18 protein-coding genes and 1 pseudogene are annotated in these 17,557 nt (G+C 46.8%); 15 read left to right on the top strand and 4 right to left on the bottom strand.

Translation table 11 applies throughout. From position 1 onward, the window contains the following. A pseudogene (locus Q0238_RS02095) lies at nt 1-415 on the top strand (LapA family protein); the annotation flags it as partial. 150 nt (nt 416-565) lie between these two features. Here the strand turns inward: Q0238_RS02095 and Q0238_RS02090 are convergent. Next, the gene (locus tag Q0238_RS02090; RefSeq protein ID WP_297942439.1) at nt 566-772 is read right to left on the bottom strand and encodes a hypothetical protein; all 207 of its coding nucleotides are present in this window, start codon (nt 770-772) and stop codon (nt 566-568) included. A 181-nt stretch (nt 773-953) separates the two neighbouring features. On the opposite strand from Q0238_RS02090, the gene Q0238_RS02085 reads away from it, so the two are divergent. From Q0238_RS02085 to Q0238_RS02075, 3 genes are all read left to right on the top strand, one after another. Then, nucleotides 954-1,880, top strand: a complete 927-nt coding sequence (locus Q0238_RS02085) for a tRNA-dihydrouridine synthase (protein ID WP_297942436.1) — start codon at nt 954-956, stop codon at nt 1,878-1,880. 22 nt (nt 1,881-1,902) lie between these two features. Then, complete coding sequence (locus Q0238_RS02080; protein ID WP_297942433.1) at nt 1,903-2,340, top strand: hypothetical protein; 438 nt, start codon at nt 1,903-1,905, stop codon at nt 2,338-2,340. Between the two features lie 98 nt (nt 2,341-2,438). Then, complete coding sequence (locus tag Q0238_RS02075; protein WP_297942430.1) at nt 2,439-3,170, top strand: metallophosphoesterase; 732 nt, start codon at nt 2,439-2,441, stop codon at nt 3,168-3,170. A 121-nt stretch (nt 3,171-3,291) separates the two neighbouring features. Here the strand turns inward: Q0238_RS02075 and Q0238_RS02070 are convergent, their stop codons facing one another. Further along, nucleotides 3,292-4,122: a prephenate dehydrogenase gene (locus Q0238_RS02070; RefSeq protein WP_297942427.1), complete on the bottom strand. Its 831-nt coding sequence runs from the start codon at nt 4,120-4,122 to the stop codon at nt 3,292-3,294. A gap of 81 nt (nt 4,123-4,203) precedes the next feature. On the opposite strand from Q0238_RS02070, the gene bamA reads away from it, so the two are divergent. The 7 genes from bamA (at nt 4,204) to infB (ending at nt 13,628) form a co-directional block, all read left to right on the top strand. Then, complete coding sequence (gene bamA / locus Q0238_RS02065) at nt 4,204-6,459, top strand: outer membrane protein assembly factor BamA (RefSeq protein WP_297942424.1); 2,256 nt, start codon at nt 4,204-4,206, stop codon at nt 6,457-6,459. A 561-nt stretch (nt 6,460-7,020) separates the two neighbouring features. Next, nucleotides 7,021-8,400: a M23 family metallopeptidase gene (locus Q0238_RS02060; protein ID WP_297942421.1), complete on the top strand. Its 1,380-nt coding sequence runs from the start codon at nt 7,021-7,023 to the stop codon at nt 8,398-8,400. 50 nt (nt 8,401-8,450) lie between these two features. Further along, nucleotides 8,451-9,335, top strand: coding sequence for a UDP-3-O-acyl-N-acetylglucosamine deacetylase (lpxC, locus tag Q0238_RS02055; protein WP_297942418.1), 885 nt, complete (start codon nt 8,451-8,453; stop codon nt 9,333-9,335). A 63-nt stretch (nt 9,336-9,398) separates the two neighbouring features. Further along, nucleotides 9,399-9,797: a glycoprotease gene (locus Q0238_RS02050; RefSeq protein ID WP_297942415.1), complete on the top strand. Its 399-nt coding sequence runs from the start codon at nt 9,399-9,401 to the stop codon at nt 9,795-9,797. Between the two features lie 8 nt (nt 9,798-9,805). Then, nucleotides 9,806-10,687, top strand: coding sequence for a homoserine kinase (gene thrB, locus Q0238_RS02045; protein ID WP_297942413.1), 882 nt, complete (start codon nt 9,806-9,808; stop codon nt 10,685-10,687). Between the two features lie 21 nt (nt 10,688-10,708). After that, nucleotides 10,709-10,936: a hypothetical protein gene (locus tag Q0238_RS02040; protein WP_040304108.1), complete on the top strand. Its 228-nt coding sequence runs from the start codon at nt 10,709-10,711 to the stop codon at nt 10,934-10,936. After that, nucleotides 10,920-13,628: a translation initiation factor IF-2 gene (gene infB, locus Q0238_RS02035; RefSeq protein WP_297942410.1), complete on the top strand. Its 2,709-nt coding sequence runs from the start codon at nt 10,920-10,922 to the stop codon at nt 13,626-13,628. The genes Q0238_RS02040 and infB overlap by 17 nt, the downstream gene beginning before the upstream one ends. Here infB and Q0238_RS02030 read toward each other — a convergent pair. Then, on the bottom strand, nt 13,615-13,875 hold the full coding sequence (locus Q0238_RS02030; RefSeq protein WP_297942408.1) for a hypothetical protein: 261 nt from the start codon (nt 13,873-13,875) through the stop codon (nt 13,615-13,617). The genes infB and Q0238_RS02030 overlap by 14 nt on opposite strands. 188 nt (nt 13,876-14,063) lie before the next feature. Between Q0238_RS02030 and Q0238_RS02025 the strand changes: the two genes are divergently transcribed. The 4 genes from Q0238_RS02025 (at nt 14,064) to Q0238_RS02010 (ending at nt 16,350) form a co-directional block, all read left to right on the top strand. After that, nucleotides 14,064-14,309, top strand: coding sequence for a hypothetical protein (locus Q0238_RS02025; RefSeq protein WP_297942406.1), 246 nt, complete (start codon nt 14,064-14,066; stop codon nt 14,307-14,309). 486 nt (nt 14,310-14,795) lie between these two features. Then, a complete protein-coding gene (gene rbfA / locus Q0238_RS02020; RefSeq protein WP_297942404.1) occupies nt 14,796-15,161 on the top strand; it encodes a 30S ribosome-binding factor RbfA in 366 nt (121 codons plus the stop codon). Further along, nucleotides 15,154-15,573 carry a ribosome maturation factor RimP gene (locus Q0238_RS02015; protein ID WP_297942402.1) on the top strand — a complete coding sequence of 140 codons (420 nt, stop codon included), beginning with the start codon at nt 15,154-15,156 and terminating at the stop codon, nt 15,571-15,573. Before rbfA ends, Q0238_RS02015 begins: the two co-directional genes overlap by 8 nt. A gap of 600 nt (nt 15,574-16,173) precedes the next feature. Continuing rightward, nucleotides 16,174-16,350, top strand: a complete 177-nt coding sequence (locus tag Q0238_RS02010; protein WP_297942400.1) for a hypothetical protein — start codon at nt 16,174-16,176, stop codon at nt 16,348-16,350. Between the two features lie 372 nt (nt 16,351-16,722). On the opposite strand, the gene Q0238_RS02005 is transcribed toward Q0238_RS02010, so the two are convergent. Next, nucleotides 16,723-16,977, bottom strand: a complete 255-nt coding sequence (locus Q0238_RS02005; RefSeq protein WP_297942398.1) for a hypothetical protein — start codon at nt 16,975-16,977, stop codon at nt 16,723-16,725. Between the last annotated feature and the right edge of the window lie 580 nt (nt 16,978-17,557).

Raw genomic sequence — 17,557 nt, 5'->3', positions numbered from 1 at the left:
AGCGCTTGCCAAAGGAAGCTACGATAAGAACAAAGCCTATAAAATTCCTCAAGACATAGCCGAGGTAAATATTTTAGTGGATCGCGCAGTGAATGACGCGAGCTTTGAGATCAGCAGCGAGGAACTTTTCAATCTCGTAAATAATGAAAAATTCAGCGAGCAGGATTTTATCGGCTTTGCCAAAAAGCTAAAAAATCATCTCGCTCCAGAGCAATACAAAGCCTTTTTCGAGCGGCTCAAAAACGAGAATCAAGAAGCGACCGAGGCATATCTGTACGCGCTATATGAGCTTGGCATGATCGACGAGTTTAGAGAGCAGCTAAGTCTTGCCGACGGCGACGAGTTTGAGAAGTTTAAAATTCTGCTATTTTTGCGCGACAACGGCAAAAACGTCCCTGCGTCGCTGTTATTTTAGCTCGGTAATTTTACGAGTTCGTTTTATGCGGGTAAGAGAGGCTGCCTTTAAGCTCTTTGCGTCTATTAAACACAGCCTGCGCGATAAATTTTAAAGTGCGGGTAAAATTCTAACTCGCGCAAATTTTAAATTTCAAAATTTATCGAAAAATCAATGCGCGTAAGCGGTAAAATTTAAAAGATTTGCTTGCGTAGTGCGCGTGTAAACGGGTTTTGCATTTATGCTATGAAGTTTAGAATTTAAACATAAAGCACAAGACTTGCTAGCTGAATAAAGTGCTGAAATTTTAAAATCCGCGCGGCGTTTTGCAAGCTGCTTGCTGGGTTTGCCGTGCAAATAAAATTTGGTGGTGATCATCCTTGCTGCCGTTTTGCCACCACTCAAATTAGCCAAGCTTAAAAATAAAATTCGCGCCTAAATTCGAATACGCGGCCTATGAAATTTAAAATTTTAAAGCTCGCGGCAAAACCCGCTGCAAGCATTGCGGTATTAAATTTAAAGGTTTAAATTCAAACGAAATCAAAATGAGAAATTTAAAATGACGGAAGATTTTTTTAAAAGAAACCCTCTATTTTTGGCGCCTTTGGCGGGCTTTTCGGATCCGCCGCTGCGGGGCGTAGTGAAAAAATTCGGATGTGACGCGACCGTAAGCGAGATGATAAGCGCAAATGCCCTTGTTTTCGAGGGCGAAAAGACGCTAAAGATGCTCGAAAAAAACGCCGCGGAAACCCCGTTTTTCGTGCAGATCGCAGGCAGCGATGCGGAAATCATAAAAAAGGCGGTTTTGCTCATCAATAAATTTGACGGCATCGACGGCATCGATCTAAACTGCGGCTGCCCTGTTCCCAAAGTCGTAAAGCAGGGTGCCGGCTCGGCGCTGCTGCTTGATCCACCCCGTCTATCGCGCTTGGTCGAGACTATAAAAAAGTATTCGAACAAAAAATTTACGAGCGCGAAGGTGCGGCTGGGCTTCGGCGCCGTGGATATCGAAAATATCGCGCACGCCGTACAGAGCGCAGGAGCTGATTTTATCGCTATTCACGGACGTACCAGAGCGGGCGGATACAGCGCGGCAGTGGATTACGGCGCGATCGCAAGAGCCAAACGCGCGCTGCAAATCCCCGTGATCGCAAACGGCGACATAAACTCCTCCAATGCGCCCGCAGTGCGAGACCTTAGCGGCGCAGACGCGCTGATGATCGGTCGCGCGGTAATCGGCAGGCCGTGGATCTTTCGCGAGATCAAAACGGGCGAGCAGGCAAGTGACGCGCTAAAAAGAGAGGTCGTGCTCTATCATTTCGCTCAAATGCTTAGCCATTACGGTAGCCACGGCGTGGCGATATTTCGCAAGCATCTGCACGAATACTCCAAGGGGCGCGAAAATGCCGCAAGCTTTCGCGAGCAGATCAACCACGTTGCCACCGAGAGCGAAATGACTCGGCTGATCGAGGAATTTTTTAGCTAAATTTAGAATTTTAGGAACTCTGATGATTATTTTAAAAATTATAGCCTGCGCGTTTTCGATGGGTTTTTGCTTGATGAATATTTCGAGCTTGGGCGATTTTGTGGTATGGCGTATTTTTGACACGTCTAGCGTCTGGGATGACGATCCCATAGAATGGCTACAGCAGAAGTGCGTATATTTCATATTTTTGTGGATATCTTTTTGCGGGGTTTGCGCGGTGCTCGCCAAAAAGCTAAAGGATTTTGATAGGCTTGTGAATTTTTTCGTCAATCTGTTTTTGCCGATCGTGGCGATTTGGATACTATCGCCATATTTAGGGATAATAATTGCGGCCGTTTGCATTTCGGATACACACCTTGTTGACTTCTATTCCGCATTGCTTAGCGCATTAATATCTATCGTTCTTTTTATGGTCGTCGTAAGGGAGGTCCTAAAGCAGATTTATCCGTCCAAGTCCTAGCGCGCGAAATTTTAAAATTTAGTACAGAGCTTTTATCTACCGCTTATATCATAGCCTGCGCGTTAAAAGGCGAGGGCGTTAAAATTTAAGGAGAAATTATGCAAAATATCTACATCATCGGCGACGTGCATGGCTGCTACAGGTCGCTTTTGGCTCTGATAGAGCAGCTTCCGCGTAAATTTGATAGTAAAATTTGCTTCGTTGGCGATCTGATCGACCGAGGTCCTGCGAGCGCGGATGTGGTTGAATTTGTGCGCGTCCGCGGATATGACGCGGTGATGGGCAATCACGAAAAGCGCTTTGTGGGCAACGCAAAAACTGCACTAAGGTGCGCAAAGACGGGCAAATTTACGAGCTCAAATGACCTCTACGCATTTTTTAGCCTGGATGAAAGCTGGCTATTTAATAACGGCGGTGAGGCGACGCTAGCGTCGTATTATCGTCACGGAGGCGTGAAACAATGCAAGGAGCATCTGCGGTTTGTCTCGCGGCTGCCGATTTACCTGGAGTATGATTTGCGTGATGAAAGCGGTCGCGCCCTCGTCGTATCGCACTCCGCAGTGGGTCGCGCGTGGGGGATTAGACACGATGCAGAGCGCGCGAAAAGCTTCGCCGCTCACGTGCTAAGCGGGCGCGGAGATGATAGCGCGAATGATGGAATTTTTAATGTCTACGGGCACACGCCGGTAAAAAAGCCCGTCATTACGGAATTTAGCGCAAATGTCGATCTGGGCTGTGTTTATAAAAAGCACTGGGGCGAGAAGGCGAGGCTTTGCGCGCTGGAGTTTCCCTCAAAGAGAATTTTCACGCAAGAATGCATAGATTTTTGAGTTCGCATCCAGGCTCGCACGTATTAAAATTTAAATTGCGCAGGCTGTTTGAAAGCGAAATTTTTAGAATTTAAAGGCGCGTTCTTAAAGCGTCCGTCGCGCAGTCAGGTCGCGTGAAATTTTAAATAATATCCCTTAGCTTGCGCGCTTCATACATCCACGCCTCAAGCTCATCCCAGCGCTCGTCACGAATCATCTGTACGCAAATTTCAAGCTCGTTTTTAAAAGCATCGATTGCACCCAGCAGGTTCGTGCGGTTTTGCTTAAAAATATCGACCCACATCTGCGGCGAGCTTTTGGCGATACGGCTCATGCCCGAAAAGCTACCGCCGGCTAAATTTATGATGTTGCGGCGATTTTCCTCTTTTAGTACGCTGTTTACGAGCGAGTAGCTGATCGCATGCGGTAGGTGCGAGATGAGCGCCACGTGGTGATCGTGGCTTTTTGCGTCCATAAATACGATCTTCATCCCCGCGAACGAAAAAATTTCGACCGCTCGTTTGATATGCACTTCATCCGCGCCGTGATCGTCGCAGATGACGACTACTGCGCCGTTTAAAAGCTCTTTAAATGCTGCTTGCGGGCCGGAGTTTTCGGTACCCGCCATTGGGTGAGCCGCGATGAAATTTCGTCTGATTTGCGGCGGGCAGTTTTGCAAAATTTTAAATTTCGTGCTTCCTAGATCGATGATCGTCGTCTCGCTTCTGCAGTCGCTTAGTTTTTGCAATGTCTCAATAATTGCCTCCACGGGGATTGCGAGAAAGATCGCGTCGCAGCTTTGCTTCATCTGCTCCAGACTTAAAATTTCATGCACGAGCCCGAGTCGCAGAGCTTCTTTTTCGTTTTCGCGGCTGATGTCGCAGCCATAGACGGCGCTAATTATTTTGGTGCTTTTTAGACATAGCCCAAGAGAGCCGCCGATGAGACCCAAGCCGATAATTCCTATCTTCATAAAATTCCTTTTTGATATATGCAAGTTTTAATTTTAATGTGGTATTATACGCAAATTATTTTCGTTTTTAGGTAAAATTTTATGAAAAAAAGCGTTTTTTTACTCTTAGTAGGCGGGATTTCCGTGGCATGCGCCGCGCAGATAAAATCCATTAAATTTGAAGGGCTAAGGCATCTTTCTCCACAGGTCGCACAGCAAATTTCAGGACTTAAAGTAGGCGATGAGCTTAACGGCGAAAACACCAATGCTGCGATCTCGAAGCTATTTGAGCAGGGCTATTTCAGCGACGTTTATATCAGCGAACAAGGCGGCGCGGTCACTATCAACGTAACCGAAAAACCGACCATCGCCAAGGTCGAGATCAAAAACGTAGTTACCAACGACCGCGATAAGATCAATGAGCTCATCGGCTTGCGTCCGGGTCAGGTTTACGATGAGGTGGCTGCTAAAAAAGCAGAGACCCGCATCAAGCAATACTACGAAGTCAAGGGCTTTTTCGACACCGTGGTGGAATTTTATCCAAAGCCGATAAACGACGATAAATCGGTCATCTTGCTAACGATCGAGGTAAATCGCGGCGAAAATATCATCATCGATAAGGTAAATTTAGTAGGCGCGGACAAGCTCGACTATGACGATATTGAGCCATCCGTCGCCAATAAAGAACGCGAGATGCTGGGCTGGATGTGGGGCTTTAACGATGGCAAGGTAAAAACCGCCGAGCTTCCTAACGATGCAAATAGAATTCAAGAAGAATATTATAAAAAAGGCTACTTAGACGCGCAGGTTTCTGCGCCGCTACTTAATGCCGATATGGATAATTACACTGCCGATCTTACCTACTACATCAGTGAGGGCGAGCAATACACCGTAAGCTCTGTAGATATCGAGTATCCTGCAGATATAATCAAGCTTGATAAAGAAAAGGTTTTGGACGATTTTAAGCTTCAAAAGGGCGATACAATGAATTCCGAGCGTTTGCGCCGCGATATGAATACGCTAGAGACTTTAGTCGCGGATCAGGGATATGCCTACGTGCGTATCGTGCCTAAGACTAAGCAGGACAAAGAAGCTCGCACGGTTGCTATCACGTATCAGGTTATCCCAGAGGATAAAGTCTATATTAGAAACGTAACGATTTCGGGTAACGATAAGACCGAGGATAAGGTCATCCGCCGCGAGATGTATCTGACCGAGGGAAATTTATATAGCAAAACCGACTACAACGATTCGTTAAATTCTTTAAAACGCACGGGGTATTTCGATGAGGTGGAGATTAAAGAAAACCGCGTTTCTAACGATCAGATCGATCTTGAAGTCGCAGTCAAAGAAGCTCCTACAGGCTCTATCACGGGTGGTATCGGATATGGCAGTGAGGATGGAATTTTACTTAGCGGCGGTATCAGTGATCGTAACGTATTCGGCACCGGCTTGCACGGCGCGTTCTCGGTTGAAAAGAGCGACGATCAGCTAAGCGGACGTTTGAGCTTAACCAATCCTAGAGTGTTTGATTCTGAGTATAGCTTGGGCGGATCGATCTTTGCCAACGACTACGACTGGGACGATTACGATGAGAAATCTTACGGATTTTCAATTACGGGCGGTCGCAAGATCGGGCGCAATACCGACGTAAGCCTTACATATTATCTAGAAAAAAGTGAGATTAAGGGCTTAAACGAATATTACGCCAAAGCAGGCTATCTAGATGGTAAGAATTTAAAAAGCTCGATTATCCCGTCTATTACATACAACAGCACCGATGATTATTACTTACCACGAAGCGGTATGATCGCAAGTGCCAGCTTAGAATACGCGGGTCTTGGCGGCGATATGGACTACACCAAGGCGCGAGGATCGTTTAACTATTATTTTGGCTTGCGAGATTATATCGATTACGACATTATCTTTAGATACAAAGCTGCAACGGGCTATATGTGGGAAGGTAATAAAAAGATCCCGATCAACGAAAAGCTATTCCTAGGCGGAATGAAAAGCATTAGAGGCTACGAAGGTCGCAGTATCCCGAAAAAGGAGATTTGCTTAAATGCAAATAATTGCCGCTATATCGAAACGGGCGGTATGCAGAGCTTCAATAACTCCTTTGAGCTAAGCTTTCCGGTGGTCGATAGGCTTAAAATGCGCTTTGTAACGTTTTTTGATTACGGAATGATCGGCGATCATGACTGGAACGAGGAGGAGCGCTACAGCACGGGCGCCGGTATCGAGTGGATGACGCCGATGGGGCCTTTGCAGTTATACTTCGTTAAGCCGCTTAATAAAAAGCCGCACGACGACACAAATAGCTTCGAATTTAGTATCGGCGCTAGATTTAATTAAACGCGACGACTTGCGAACGCTGTGGCGTGCGTAGAATTTTCTACTGCACGCCTTAAAATTTAGTAACGCTGCAATTTTGACTTTTCTTGTCGCGCTAATTTGGCAGTTAAACTATTTTAGGCGGTTTGAGCTAAATTTTAATTGGAATTCCGCCCGGCTTAGGATGAAATTTAAACGCGTAGCTTGCTTTGAATTTTTTAGAATTTTATTTATCAAGATAGTTTAAAATTTCATTCGTATGGTAAAATTTTAAGCACAAGAGTTCTAAAAAATCAATACAAGCCATTAGCATAATTTAAAGAAATTCTATATTGAAATTTTAAAGATTACGATATAGACGATAAACGCCGCTTTGTTGTGCGCGAAATTTCACTGCATAGGATTTAGCGCGCCACTGAATTTTAAAGCTCATAAATTTTGAGATTCTAAAATCGCTAGAATTTAAAATTTTAAATCGCCTCGTAAATCGCTAAACATTTGCGTTAAATTTTGCCTCGCTTTACCGATAATTTAAGTTAAGCTTGTAAAATCGCGCTCTAAAATCATATCAAAGGCTCTTTTATGCGTAGAAATGGCAATGGAACGAAGCTTAAAATTTTAATATTTCTTATTATAATATGCGCTTTGGTTTATGGAATCTTTAGAATTTTTACCTCGCCGAAATTTGAAAAAAATCCTCCGCAAATTGCGCTGGAAAATGAAATTTATTGGAATTTAACCTCGCCTTTAAAGATTAAAATTTCAGACGATACCGGCATTAAGCTTGTCCGCGTAAACTTAAACGACGGAGCCAGCACGATACCGCTACTAAATGAGGAGCTGAACGTTCCGCAAACGACGCTAGAGCTTGCCGTGCAATTTCCTAAAAATTTGATGCTTAATAAAGATAAAAACTACAAGCTTGAGGTTTTCGCAAACGACATTAGCTCTTGGAATTTTGCGCAAGGAAACAAGAGCGTAAAAACGGCAAATATAATAATAGATGACAAAAAGCCCGTCATAAATATCATCAATCAATCCTATAAAATCACCAAAGGCGGTAGCGCTGTAGTCGTATTCTCAGCTAAAGACGAGCGCCTAAACGAAGTCTATGTCAAAACCAACTATGGCAAAATTTTTAAAGCAATTCCTTTTGTAAAAGAGGGCTATTATGCGTCTCTCGTAGCGTGGCCTGCAAATTTAGAGGAATTTCGCGCAGAAGCGGTCGCCACCGATCGTGCAGGCAACGAAAGCATTTCGCAGATCAAATATTTTTATCAGGACAAAAAATATAAAGTCTCTACTATCAAGCTAAATCCGGGCTTCATTAACGGCAAAGTAAGTGATCTGGCTAGCCAATATGCGCAGAATTTTAACTCAATGAGCGATTTGGAGAAATTTAAGTTCGTAAACGAAACTCTGCGTAAGAAAAACGGAGATGATCTGCACGCTGCTACTAGCGCGGTGCACGAGGATAGAATAAATGGATTTGAGCTAAAGCCTTTTTATCCGCTTGCTAAAGGCGCAGCGGTAGCAAGTTTTGCCGATCATAGGATATTTTTTATGAACGACGAACAAGTAAGCGAGTCTTGGCATATGGGGCTTGATCTAGCAAGCGTTGCAAACGCCGATATCAAAGAGAGCAACTATGGCAAGGTGGTTTTCGCGCAGGAAAACGGAATTTTCGGATTAAATTTAGGAATTTACTACGGCTTCGGATTATACGGCATCTACGGACACTGCTCGGCGACGCAGTTAAGCGTCGGCAGCGACGTAAAGCCGGGCGATATTCTAGCACAGACGGGCTCAAGCGGCTTTGCTTTCGGAGATCATCTGCATTTTGGCATCGTAGTTCAGGGTGTGGACGTAAGACCCGAGGAGTGGATGGATCCTAAGTGGATGAAAGATAACATTACCGATGTCTTAGAATCGTCCAAAAAAGTAATAGAAAAAGGTAAGTAAATTTTAAAATTTTCGCTATAATGCGCGGGTTAATGAAAACGAGGATAGAAATGAGACAGACAACGATAGCTAAGAAAGTCCATAACGTCGGCATCGGGCTGCACAAAGGTGAGCCTATCAGACTTACGTTAGAGCCTTTAGAGGCAGGCAGTGGAATCGTATTTTATAGAAGTGATCTTGGCATTAGTTTTAAAGCCGAGCCGAAAAACGTCATAAATACGCAGATGGCGACCGTCGTAGGAAATGAGAAGGGCTATATATCAACAATAGAGCATCTAATGAGCGCCATTAATGCCTATGGTATTGATAATATCCGTATTATCGTCGATGCTAACGAAATTCCTGTGATGGACGGAAGTTCGGCGAGCTTTTGTATGCTTTTGGACGAAGCGGGAGTAAGAGAGCTCGACGCGAATAAAAAAGCCCTTATTATCAAGCGAGCCGTGGAAATTAGAGAGGGCGATAAACTCGTGCGGCTGAGCCCTAGCAAGAGCCCTAAATTTGATTATACAATTAAATTTAGCCATCCGCTCATCGGCACTCAGCACCATGTTTTTGAATTTAGTAAGAAAGCTTATCTTAAAGAAATTTCGCGGGCGCGCACGTTTGGATTTTTAAAAGACGTGCAGGCGCTACGCTCCATGGGGCTGGCTCTAGGCGGCAGCTTAGAAAACGCCGTCGTAATCGATGAGAATAAGATTTTAAATCCAGAGGGCTTGCGTTTTGAAAACGAGTTCGTCCGCCATAAAATTTTAGACGCGATCGGCGATCTTGCGCTCGTTGGCGCTCCGATTTTGGGCGATTATACGGCGTTTGCGGGAAGCCACGATCTAAATCATAAGCTCACTTTGGCAGTCCTTGCCGACGCGAAAAATTTCGAGCTAGTAGATCTTACCGCCGAGGTTGTGCGCGAATATCAAAAAGTCTTTGCTTAAGGCTGCAAAATCAAAGAGGTTGAAATTCTAATCGCTGCTCTTAGCGCTCCGTGCCTGCTCGGTGTGTATGAAAACGGCGCTAAGATCGCGGAATTTACAAGCGCCGAAGGCGAAAAAGCCGATAAATTTCTGGTCGCTAAATTTAGCGAAATTCTAAAAACTTATAAAATCAAAGAGCTCATCTACGCAAATACTCCCGGCAGCTTTATGGGCATGAAGGTAAGCTACGTGATATTGCGCACGCTTAGCATCGCTCTTGATGTGCCGCTATACGCAATCAACGGCTTTGAGCTAAGCGGCTTCGGACCGATCAGAGCGAATAAAAACTTCAGCTACGTTTATGAGAACGGAGAAATCAAAATGAAAAAATGTGCCCCTGCCACGCTATCTTTGCCGCAGGATTTATCGGTTTTAAATAAAAGCGATGATATACTTCCAAATTACATCATAGAAGCGGTTTAGGAGAGAGCTTGATTATAAGAATTCCTGCGACGAGCGCAAATTTAGGCCCCGGTTTCGACGCGCTCGGCCTTAGCCTAGGGCTATTTAACGAAGTAGAGATTACCGAGCAGAAGTTTTTTTGCGTATCGCTTAGCGGCGAGGGTAGCGACAGAGCGTGGCTTAAGAAGGGCAACGCTTTTTTGAATATTTTCAATGAAATTTACAAAAAACTAGGCGGCGGGCAAGAGATAAATTTTAAATTTGCTTTTCACAATAACATCCCGTTTTCGCGCGGGCTGGGCAGCAGCTCGGCCGTGATAGTAGGCGCTATCGCAAGCGCTTATAAAGTTTGCGGCTTTGAGATCGACCGTGCTAAAATTTTAAACACGGCGCTGGAATATGAAAATCACCCGGATAATATCGCACCAGCAACGCTCGGCGGCTTTGTCAGCAGCGTCGTGGACGGCAAGACGGTTCGAACGCAAAAATGCGAAATTTCGCAAGATCTGCAAGCCGTCGTCGTTATTCCTGATACGCCGATGCCTACGAACGAATCTCGCGGCAAGCTGCCTAAGAGCTTTTCGATCAAAGATTGCGTTAGTAATCTCTCGCACGCGGCGTTTCTGACCGCTTGCTTTATGCGACGCGACTACGACAGCTTGCGCTATGCCTGTATCGACAAGATGCACGAGCAGATGCGCATGAGCGTGCTTCCGCAGCTTTTTAAGCTGCGCGAGATCGCCTATGATAACGGCGCGCTTATGAGCTCGCTCTCGGGAAGCGGCTCAAGCTTTTTAAATTTAGCCTACAGATCCGACGCCGCAAAGCTTAAAGCCTGCCTTAGCGAAAATTTTAAAAACTTCCGCGTCGAAATTTTAGATATCGACAATGGCGGCTTTAATATTGACTAAGAAAAATAAAGATATAATCGCATGAGCGAACCGATTAGGATGTGCGTTATTTGCAAGGGGCGCTTCGCCAAGCGCGAACTCCACGCCTTTTTGCAAAATTTTAAAAATATAAGCTCAAACAGACAATTTTATATTTGCGACGGTTGCATAAATCAAAAAGAGAAAATTTCAAAATATCTATCTAAATTTGCGTCTAGCGCAGATTTGGGACATATCAAGGAGAGGGTTTTAAATGGGTGTTCTGATTAAAGATATCGCGGACGAGCTTGGATACGCAAGCAAAGAGATAATCGAAAAAGCGCAGGAGATGGGCTTTAAGAGGGTAAAAACCGCGTCGAATAAAGTAAGCGAAGAAGAAGCTGCCGCTATTTACGATTATATCCAGACGGGAATTTTACCGGGGAAAAAGTCAAAGCCTATGAAAAAAAGCTCCGAAAAAGCGCAAGAAGACGAGAATAAGCCCGCTAAAAAACAGAGCGAAACTAAAAGAACCGCTAAAAAAGAGAGTCCTAAAAAGGCGGAAAGCTTAAAAGCTTCCGAATCCAAAGAGCCCGCGCAGAGCGCCAAAGAGCCTAGCGACGAAAAAACGCGTACGCAAGAGCTCGAGGAAAAAACCGAAAAGTCCCAAAATCAAAAAGAAGAAATTTCCTCCGCCCCGCAGGAGAAAGAGGAGAAACAAAACGCCGCCTCAAAGCCTGCGCCGGTGCAGATAAACAGCGGCGATAGCATCGCTAGCGAGAGCCTGCAAAAGCGTCGTGGCCTAGTCATCGTAAAAAAGAAAAAGGAAGTTCAAGCCCCGGCGGCACAAGATAGAACCGAGCCTAGGCGCGAAAAGATAAGTGCGAGCTTGGAGGCGATCTTTTCAAATGCTGAACTAAATTTGAAAAAGAAAAAGATCGAAAAGAAAAAAGCTCCCGCGGCTAAAAAAGAGAACGCCCTTAAAATCGACATCATTCCTGATCACGAGATGGCGGATATCGTCATCGAGGACGAAGATGTCGTGGTAATGCCCGATTTCACCGTCAAACCGATCCAAACCGAAAACCGCATCAAAAGTAAAAACCAACCTAATATTTATCGCGCCTCGCAGAATCAAATTTTTAGTAGCGAAGGCGGCATAAGTCGCGGCGGTCGCAAAAAGCATAAAAAAGCCCCTCGCGAGCAGGGTAGCGAAATCGTAAGCTCTGTAAATATCCCAAAAGAGATCCGCGTCTATGAGTTCGCCGATAAGATCAAAAAGCAGCCTAGCGAGATCATCGGCAAGTTATTTGCGCTTGGAATGATGACGACGAAAAACGACTTTTTGGACGAGGACGCGATAGAAATTTTAGCAAGCGAATTCGGTATCGAAGTAAATATCATCGATGAGTCGCAGGAGTTTGACTATATCAAGGCTTACGAGGACAGCGAAGGCGAAGAAAATTTAATCGCTAGAGCGCCAGTCATCACCATTATGGGACACGTCGATCACGGCAAAACGAGCCTGCTTGATTATATCCGAAACTCTCGCGTAGCAAGCGGCGAAGCGGGCGGCATCACGCAGCACGTAGGCGCGTATATGGTCGAAAAAAACGGCAGGAAGATCACCTTCATCGACACTCCGGGTCACGAGGCCTTTACTTCGATGAGAGCGCGCGGAGCGGAGGTTACCGATATCGTAATCATCGTAGTGGCGGCAGACGACGGCGTCAAACCTCAGACTAAGGAGGCTATAGCGCACGCCAAGGCGGCAAACGTCCCGATCATCATCGCGATAAATAAAATGGACAAGCCTAATGCTAATCCAGATCTCGTAAAAACGGGGCTTGCAGAGCTTGATATCATGCCTACAGAGTGGGGCGGCAGCTACGAGTTCGTGCCGATCTCCGCAAAGACGGGCGACGGAATCGAAAATTTATTAGAGATCGTGCTTTTGCAAGCCGATCTTTTGGAGCTCAAAGCCGATCCTAGCAAGCAGGCTAAGGCAACCATCATCGAAAGCTCCCTGCAAAAAGGTCGCGGCGCGGTTGCTACCGTCATCGTGCAAAACGGCACTCTACACGTCGGAGACACCGTCGTAGCTGGTATCGCATACGGCAAGGTGCGCGCGCTTAGCGACGATAAGGGCAGGGCGCTAAAACAAATTTTACCGGGCGAATGCGGCGTCATCATAGGCCTTAGCGAGGTTCCGGGCGCGGGCGAGACGCTGATCGGCGTTTCAAGCGATAAGGAAGCGCGCGAGTATGCGAGTAAAATTTATGAGCATCAGCGCCAAAAGGAGCTTAGCAAATCGACCAAAGTCACCATCGACGAGTTAAGCGCCAAGATTGCCGAAGGCTCGCTAAAGAGTCTTCCGGTGATTGTCAAGGCCGACGTCGCTGGCTCGTTAGAGGCTATCAAAGCAAGCCTTGAGAAGCTCCGCAACGACGAAGTCAAGGTCGATATCATCCACAGCGGCATCGGCGGTATCACGCAAAACGACATTGCCTTAGCAAGCGCTAGCGAAAACTGCGTGATCTTGGGCTTCAACGTCCGTCCTACGGGCGAGATCAAAGAGCTTGCCAAGGAGCGCGGCGCGCAGATTAAGACCTACAACGTCATTTACAATCTCATCGACGACATCAAGGCGCTTTTGAGCGGCCTTATGAGCCCGATCATCAGCGAGGAGGCCTTGGGTCAAGCCGAGATCCGCCAGGTCATCAACGTGCCTAAGATCGGGCAGATCGCGGGTTGTATGGTTACCGACGGCCTTATCGCTCGCGGCGCGAAGATCCGCGTCATCAGAGAGGGAGTCATCGTTTTCGAAGGCAACGTCAGCTCGCTCAAGCGCTTCAAAGACGACGCCAAAGAGGTCGCCAAAGGCTTCGAGTGCGGCGTAGGCATCGAGGGCTACGACGATATGCGCGTGGGCGATTTTATCGAAAGCTACAAGCAAAAAGAGGAGCAGGCTACGATCGACTAATGCTCACGGATTTTGCGTGGGCATTCGCTTTGTTTGTACGGCTTGCGGCTAAATTTGAAGTCGCGATCGCGCCTTGAAATTTTATGCTCGCAGAATTTGAGCGTAAAATTTCGCCTTTTAAATTTAGAGGCGGAGCGTGCGGGCAAGGCTTTAAATTTTGTCGGTTTCTGCGCAAGACTCTGCCGCGTAGCGCCAGTTTTGAAATTTTAATGTTTAGATTTTTCTTGCGGCTCGTCTTTGCGATCAAATTTTAAATTTACGCCGTTTGCTGATCGCAGTTTTTTCCGCGCGATTTAAATTTTAAATTTAATCGCAAAGTTGAAATTTTAAAGCGGCGAAATTTAGATTGCGCGCGGCATCGAAGCGTTTTTAAAATTTAAGATAAATTTCGAAGCGGCGCAGTGTGGAAAAAACAGCGACGCGGAGGACGGCGCTGTGCAAGCGGTGCAAAACAAGGCCGCAACGGCGTGCGGTGTCATTGCGGCGCTGCCAAAAGACGGCAGCGTGGGTATCGTAAATAGCGACGCAGTAAGCGAGCGTAGCGCAAAGAGAGTACCGCTGCGCGCTGTATTCTTACAGTGTCAAGATGGGCAGCGTGGCAGCGGTATAGATAGCGCCGTGGCGAGCAGGATACGGCATAGAATAGCACCGCGTCTTGGCGCGGAAATATTTCTGCGGTAGCGGTATGGTTATACGATGAGCTTCCGTGCGCAAGCCATGAAATTCTTGCGCGATCTGCGTTTTAAATTTAAACGCAAAGTACGGGCTAAAATTTAAAAGTAAAATTTTAAAGCAGGGCTTGTGCCTTTTAAAATTTAAGAGCGAAATTCTAAAAAGTGCGGCGCCGTTTGCAATACCAGCGCGCAGCAAACCGCTTAGAATTTAAATGGACGCTCCGGCGCGACGCGCGCCGCGTCAAATTTAAACAGACCGCGTCGCCGCAGGGCGGATATTTCGTCATGCCGAAGCGAGATAAAATTCTGCGTTGCCGCCGCGCCGAAGCGAGATAGAATTCCGCATCGCCATAGGATGGACGCGAAATAAAATTCTGTGTCGCCGCAAGACGGACGCTCCGCTGCGACAAAGCAATAAAATTCCGTCATCGCAAGACGCAAAATAAAATTCTACGCCGTATAATTTGCGGCGATTTAAGATAGCGAGGTAAAGATGAATCCGACCGAACTAAGAAGACTTCGCACGCAAAGCGTGCTAAAGCAGCTCATCCCCGAAGCGCTCGCGAGCCTTGAGGACGAGCTTTTGCGCGGGTTGTGCGTCACCGACGTGGAGTGCAAGCGCGGGCGCTACGACGCGTTTGTATATCTGGATAAAAACGCCTTCGACGAGCGCGAGCAGGAATTCGTGCTCGAAAAGCTTGACCGCGTGGCGAGATATTTGCAAAACTTCTGCGCCGAGGCGGAGGGCTGGTACCGCTGCCCCGCGTTTCACTTCAAATTTGACGACCGCTTGGAGTATCAAAACAAAATGGACGATCTTTTTGACAAAATAGAGGAGGAGCTGCGCAAAAATGGTTGATTTAGAGGCTTTGGCGCGTGAGTGCGGCGTGCAGCTTTACGACGTGGAGACGGTGAGCGAAAACGGCAGAACGATCTATCGCATCAGTATCACGAAAGCAGGCGGCGTGGACCTGGACGACTGCGAGCGGCTATCGAGGCTGCTTTCGCTGATTTTTGACGTGGAGCCGCCGCTTGAGGGCGAGTGGACTCTGGAGGTCGGCTCTCCCGGGCTTGAGCGCAAGCTAAGCAAGCCACAGCATTTCGCAAACTCCGTGGGCGAGCTGGTGCGTCTAAGCCGCACGGACGGGCAGAAGCTAAGCGGCGAGGTGCTAGACTGCGAAGGCGGCGTGCTTAGGCTACGTACGGACGACGGCGAGGTAAGCGTGCGACTTGACGAGATCAAAAAGGCGCGAACCTACGTGCAGTGGTAGCGGTGGAGATTTTTAAAATTTTGTATGTAGGGCTTTGGTGTGCGGTGTTTGAGAAGCGTAGACTTAAATTTCAAGCTAAAGCGGCGAGGCTAATTTAGATTTGTTTTGTTTGTGTACTTTAAGTATCGCTCCTATTGCAAGCGATGCACGGCTCGCGGCATATTGCCTTGCTTTTTAATTTGACGCACGGCGCGCAAACACACATGCTGCGCACGCAAGTCTTTCACATTGTGATTGATCGTATGCGCCGGGTAAGACGTCATTTTGTCGAGCTTTCGGCGGAGTTTGAGTTTGCGTCAGCGATTATAGGCATGTGATACGAGCGTGCATGCCGCGGGCAGAGCGGAAATTTTAGTAAATATTGACCTCGCGCGCGTATGAGTTTGCGGCGCCTTATTGCATCGCGTGAGCACGCGGGCGCGTTAAAATTTAGATACCTTTAAAATTTGTTGCTCTCGGCTGCTTTTGATCTCTCCCTGTGCCCTGTGCAAAATTTTAAAATTTCCGCGCCGTTTTGTCTGTTTTTAAATTTCAGATCGCGCCGCCAAGGGCAAGCTTTCCGCAGCGATTGCATTGGAATTTACGCTGCGTCGCTGGGCGGTGAGTTTTGCGCATTGCTTCGGAATTTTGCGTCGCGCTAAAAGGCGGCTAAATTTAGAATTTACGCGCTGTTTTGGACACGGCAAAATTTCAGACCTTTCGCAGCAAGACAGAATTTTAAATTTACGCTTCGTCGTAAATTTAGTTTTTACGCCTGCGCAAACGCTGTGCCTATAGGCTTTGCAGCGCCTGTGTTGCAAATTGCACCGCGATATTTATTTGCAGATGCGATTTGATCGCAAAATTTCATCAATAAAGCCTTTGTAAAATTGCGACAGTCTCGCTTTAGCGGTAAAATTCCGCGCCGAAATTCCGTCCGCGAAATTTAATACACAATTTTGGCGGCAAATTTTGTTTTAAAATTTCACACGCAGAATTTCCGCCGCTAAATTCTAGGCCGCTGAATTTTAAGACGCAAAATTCTACGTGACCTAATTTTAAGCGACGAAATTTTGCCAAGCAATTTACACATTAAAATTCCGCGGGTAGAGGTTTACGCACCGCTCATCGGATAATTGGAATTTCGCCAAGCGGCGCGGATGTTTGCGACTATGAAGCGGAGATGCCGATTGTAGCTAGCAGCACGGGCGAGGTCATGAGCCCCACGATCGTAAGGATCCACGCTAATATCGCTATTACGAGCGAGGCTTGCTTTTTGACGGCTTGATAGGTCGCGGCGATCGCACACAAAAACGCAGGCGGAACGAAAACGATCCCTAGGAAAAAGATCCCTAAAATCGCGAAGACTATGGAGAGTATCCCAAGCACGTTTGATTGGGGTTGAACGGTCGGTTGTTCAGACATTTTAATCCTTTGAAGAAAATTCGTGTAATTCTACCCCCCCCTGAATTTGAGCTGAAATCAAGCCGCGCCTTTTGAAATTTCATATTCGCGCCCGCTCGCTGTTTTGCCCCAGCGCTTTATTAAATTTTACTTCGCAAAATCAGCGTTTGCGCGCTATCGGTAGACGCTCGTTCGCGCGATAGGCGAAAATTCTTGGCGTGCAAAAAGGACGCCGCAAAATTTACGATTTAGGATAAAATTCTAAAACCTGTGGTAAGATTTCGCAGTTTTGTTCCCGCGCGGAATCTTGCTCCACACATACGGCGCGTGCTTGCACTTTGATAAATTTGGCGCTTAAAGCAAGCTTGGCTCTTGCAAGTGGGCTAAGTGCGAGCCGGCGCTATCCGGTACAGCAAGGATGAGCGCAGGTGAGCTAGTCGGTTTGCGCCCGAGGCGCGACTTGCTGGGAGTAGGCGAGTTCTCCGCTCCGCCGTAATTTTGCTAAGCGATCGCAGCGGAGCGGGATAATTTAAATTTTGGATTTTGTATGAACGACGAATTTTACATGGATTTGGCGCTGCGGGCTGCGTGGCGCTATCAG

The sequence above is a fragment of the uncultured Campylobacter sp. genome, assembly GCF_938045775.1.
Taxonomy (GTDB): domain Bacteria; phylum Campylobacterota; class Campylobacteria; order Campylobacterales; family Campylobacteraceae; genus Campylobacter_B.
This window is presented reverse-complemented; position numbering and strand designations above follow the sequence as displayed.

Excerpts from the sequence above, each read along its gene's own strand:
- Q0238_RS02090 (WP_297942439.1), bottom strand. The coding sequence starts at position 772 with ATGATCACCACCAAATTTTATTTGCACGGCAAACCCAGCAAGCAGCTT.
- Q0238_RS02085 (WP_297942436.1), top strand. The coding sequence starts at position 954 with ATGACGGAAGATTTTTTTAAAAGAAACCCTCTATTTTTGGCGCCTTTG.
- Q0238_RS02080 (WP_297942433.1), top strand. The coding sequence starts at position 1,903 with ATGATTATTTTAAAAATTATAGCCTGCGCGTTTTCGATGGGTTTTTGC.
- Q0238_RS02075 (WP_297942430.1), top strand. The coding sequence starts at position 2,439 with ATGCAAAATATCTACATCATCGGCGACGTGCATGGCTGCTACAGGTCG.
- Q0238_RS02070 (WP_297942427.1), bottom strand. The coding sequence starts at position 4,122 with ATGAAGATAGGAATTATCGGCTTGGGTCTCATCGGCGGCTCTCTTGGG.
- bamA (WP_297942424.1), top strand. The coding sequence starts at position 4,204 with ATGAAAAAAAGCGTTTTTTTACTCTTAGTAGGCGGGATTTCCGTGGCA.
- Q0238_RS02060 (WP_297942421.1), top strand. The coding sequence starts at position 7,021 with ATGCGTAGAAATGGCAATGGAACGAAGCTTAAAATTTTAATATTTCTT.
- lpxC (WP_297942418.1), top strand. The coding sequence starts at position 8,451 with ATGAGACAGACAACGATAGCTAAGAAAGTCCATAACGTCGGCATCGGG.
- Q0238_RS02040 (WP_040304108.1), top strand. The coding sequence starts at position 10,709 with ATGAGCGAACCGATTAGGATGTGCGTTATTTGCAAGGGGCGCTTCGCC.
- infB (WP_297942410.1), top strand. The coding sequence starts at position 10,920 with ATGGGTGTTCTGATTAAAGATATCGCGGACGAGCTTGGATACGCAAGC.
- rbfA (WP_297942404.1), top strand. The coding sequence starts at position 14,796 with ATGAATCCGACCGAACTAAGAAGACTTCGCACGCAAAGCGTGCTAAAG.
- Q0238_RS02015 (WP_297942402.1), top strand. The coding sequence starts at position 15,154 with ATGGTTGATTTAGAGGCTTTGGCGCGTGAGTGCGGCGTGCAGCTTTAC.
- Q0238_RS02005 (WP_297942398.1), bottom strand. The coding sequence starts at position 16,977 with ATGTCTGAACAACCGACCGTTCAACCCCAATCAAACGTGCTTGGGATA.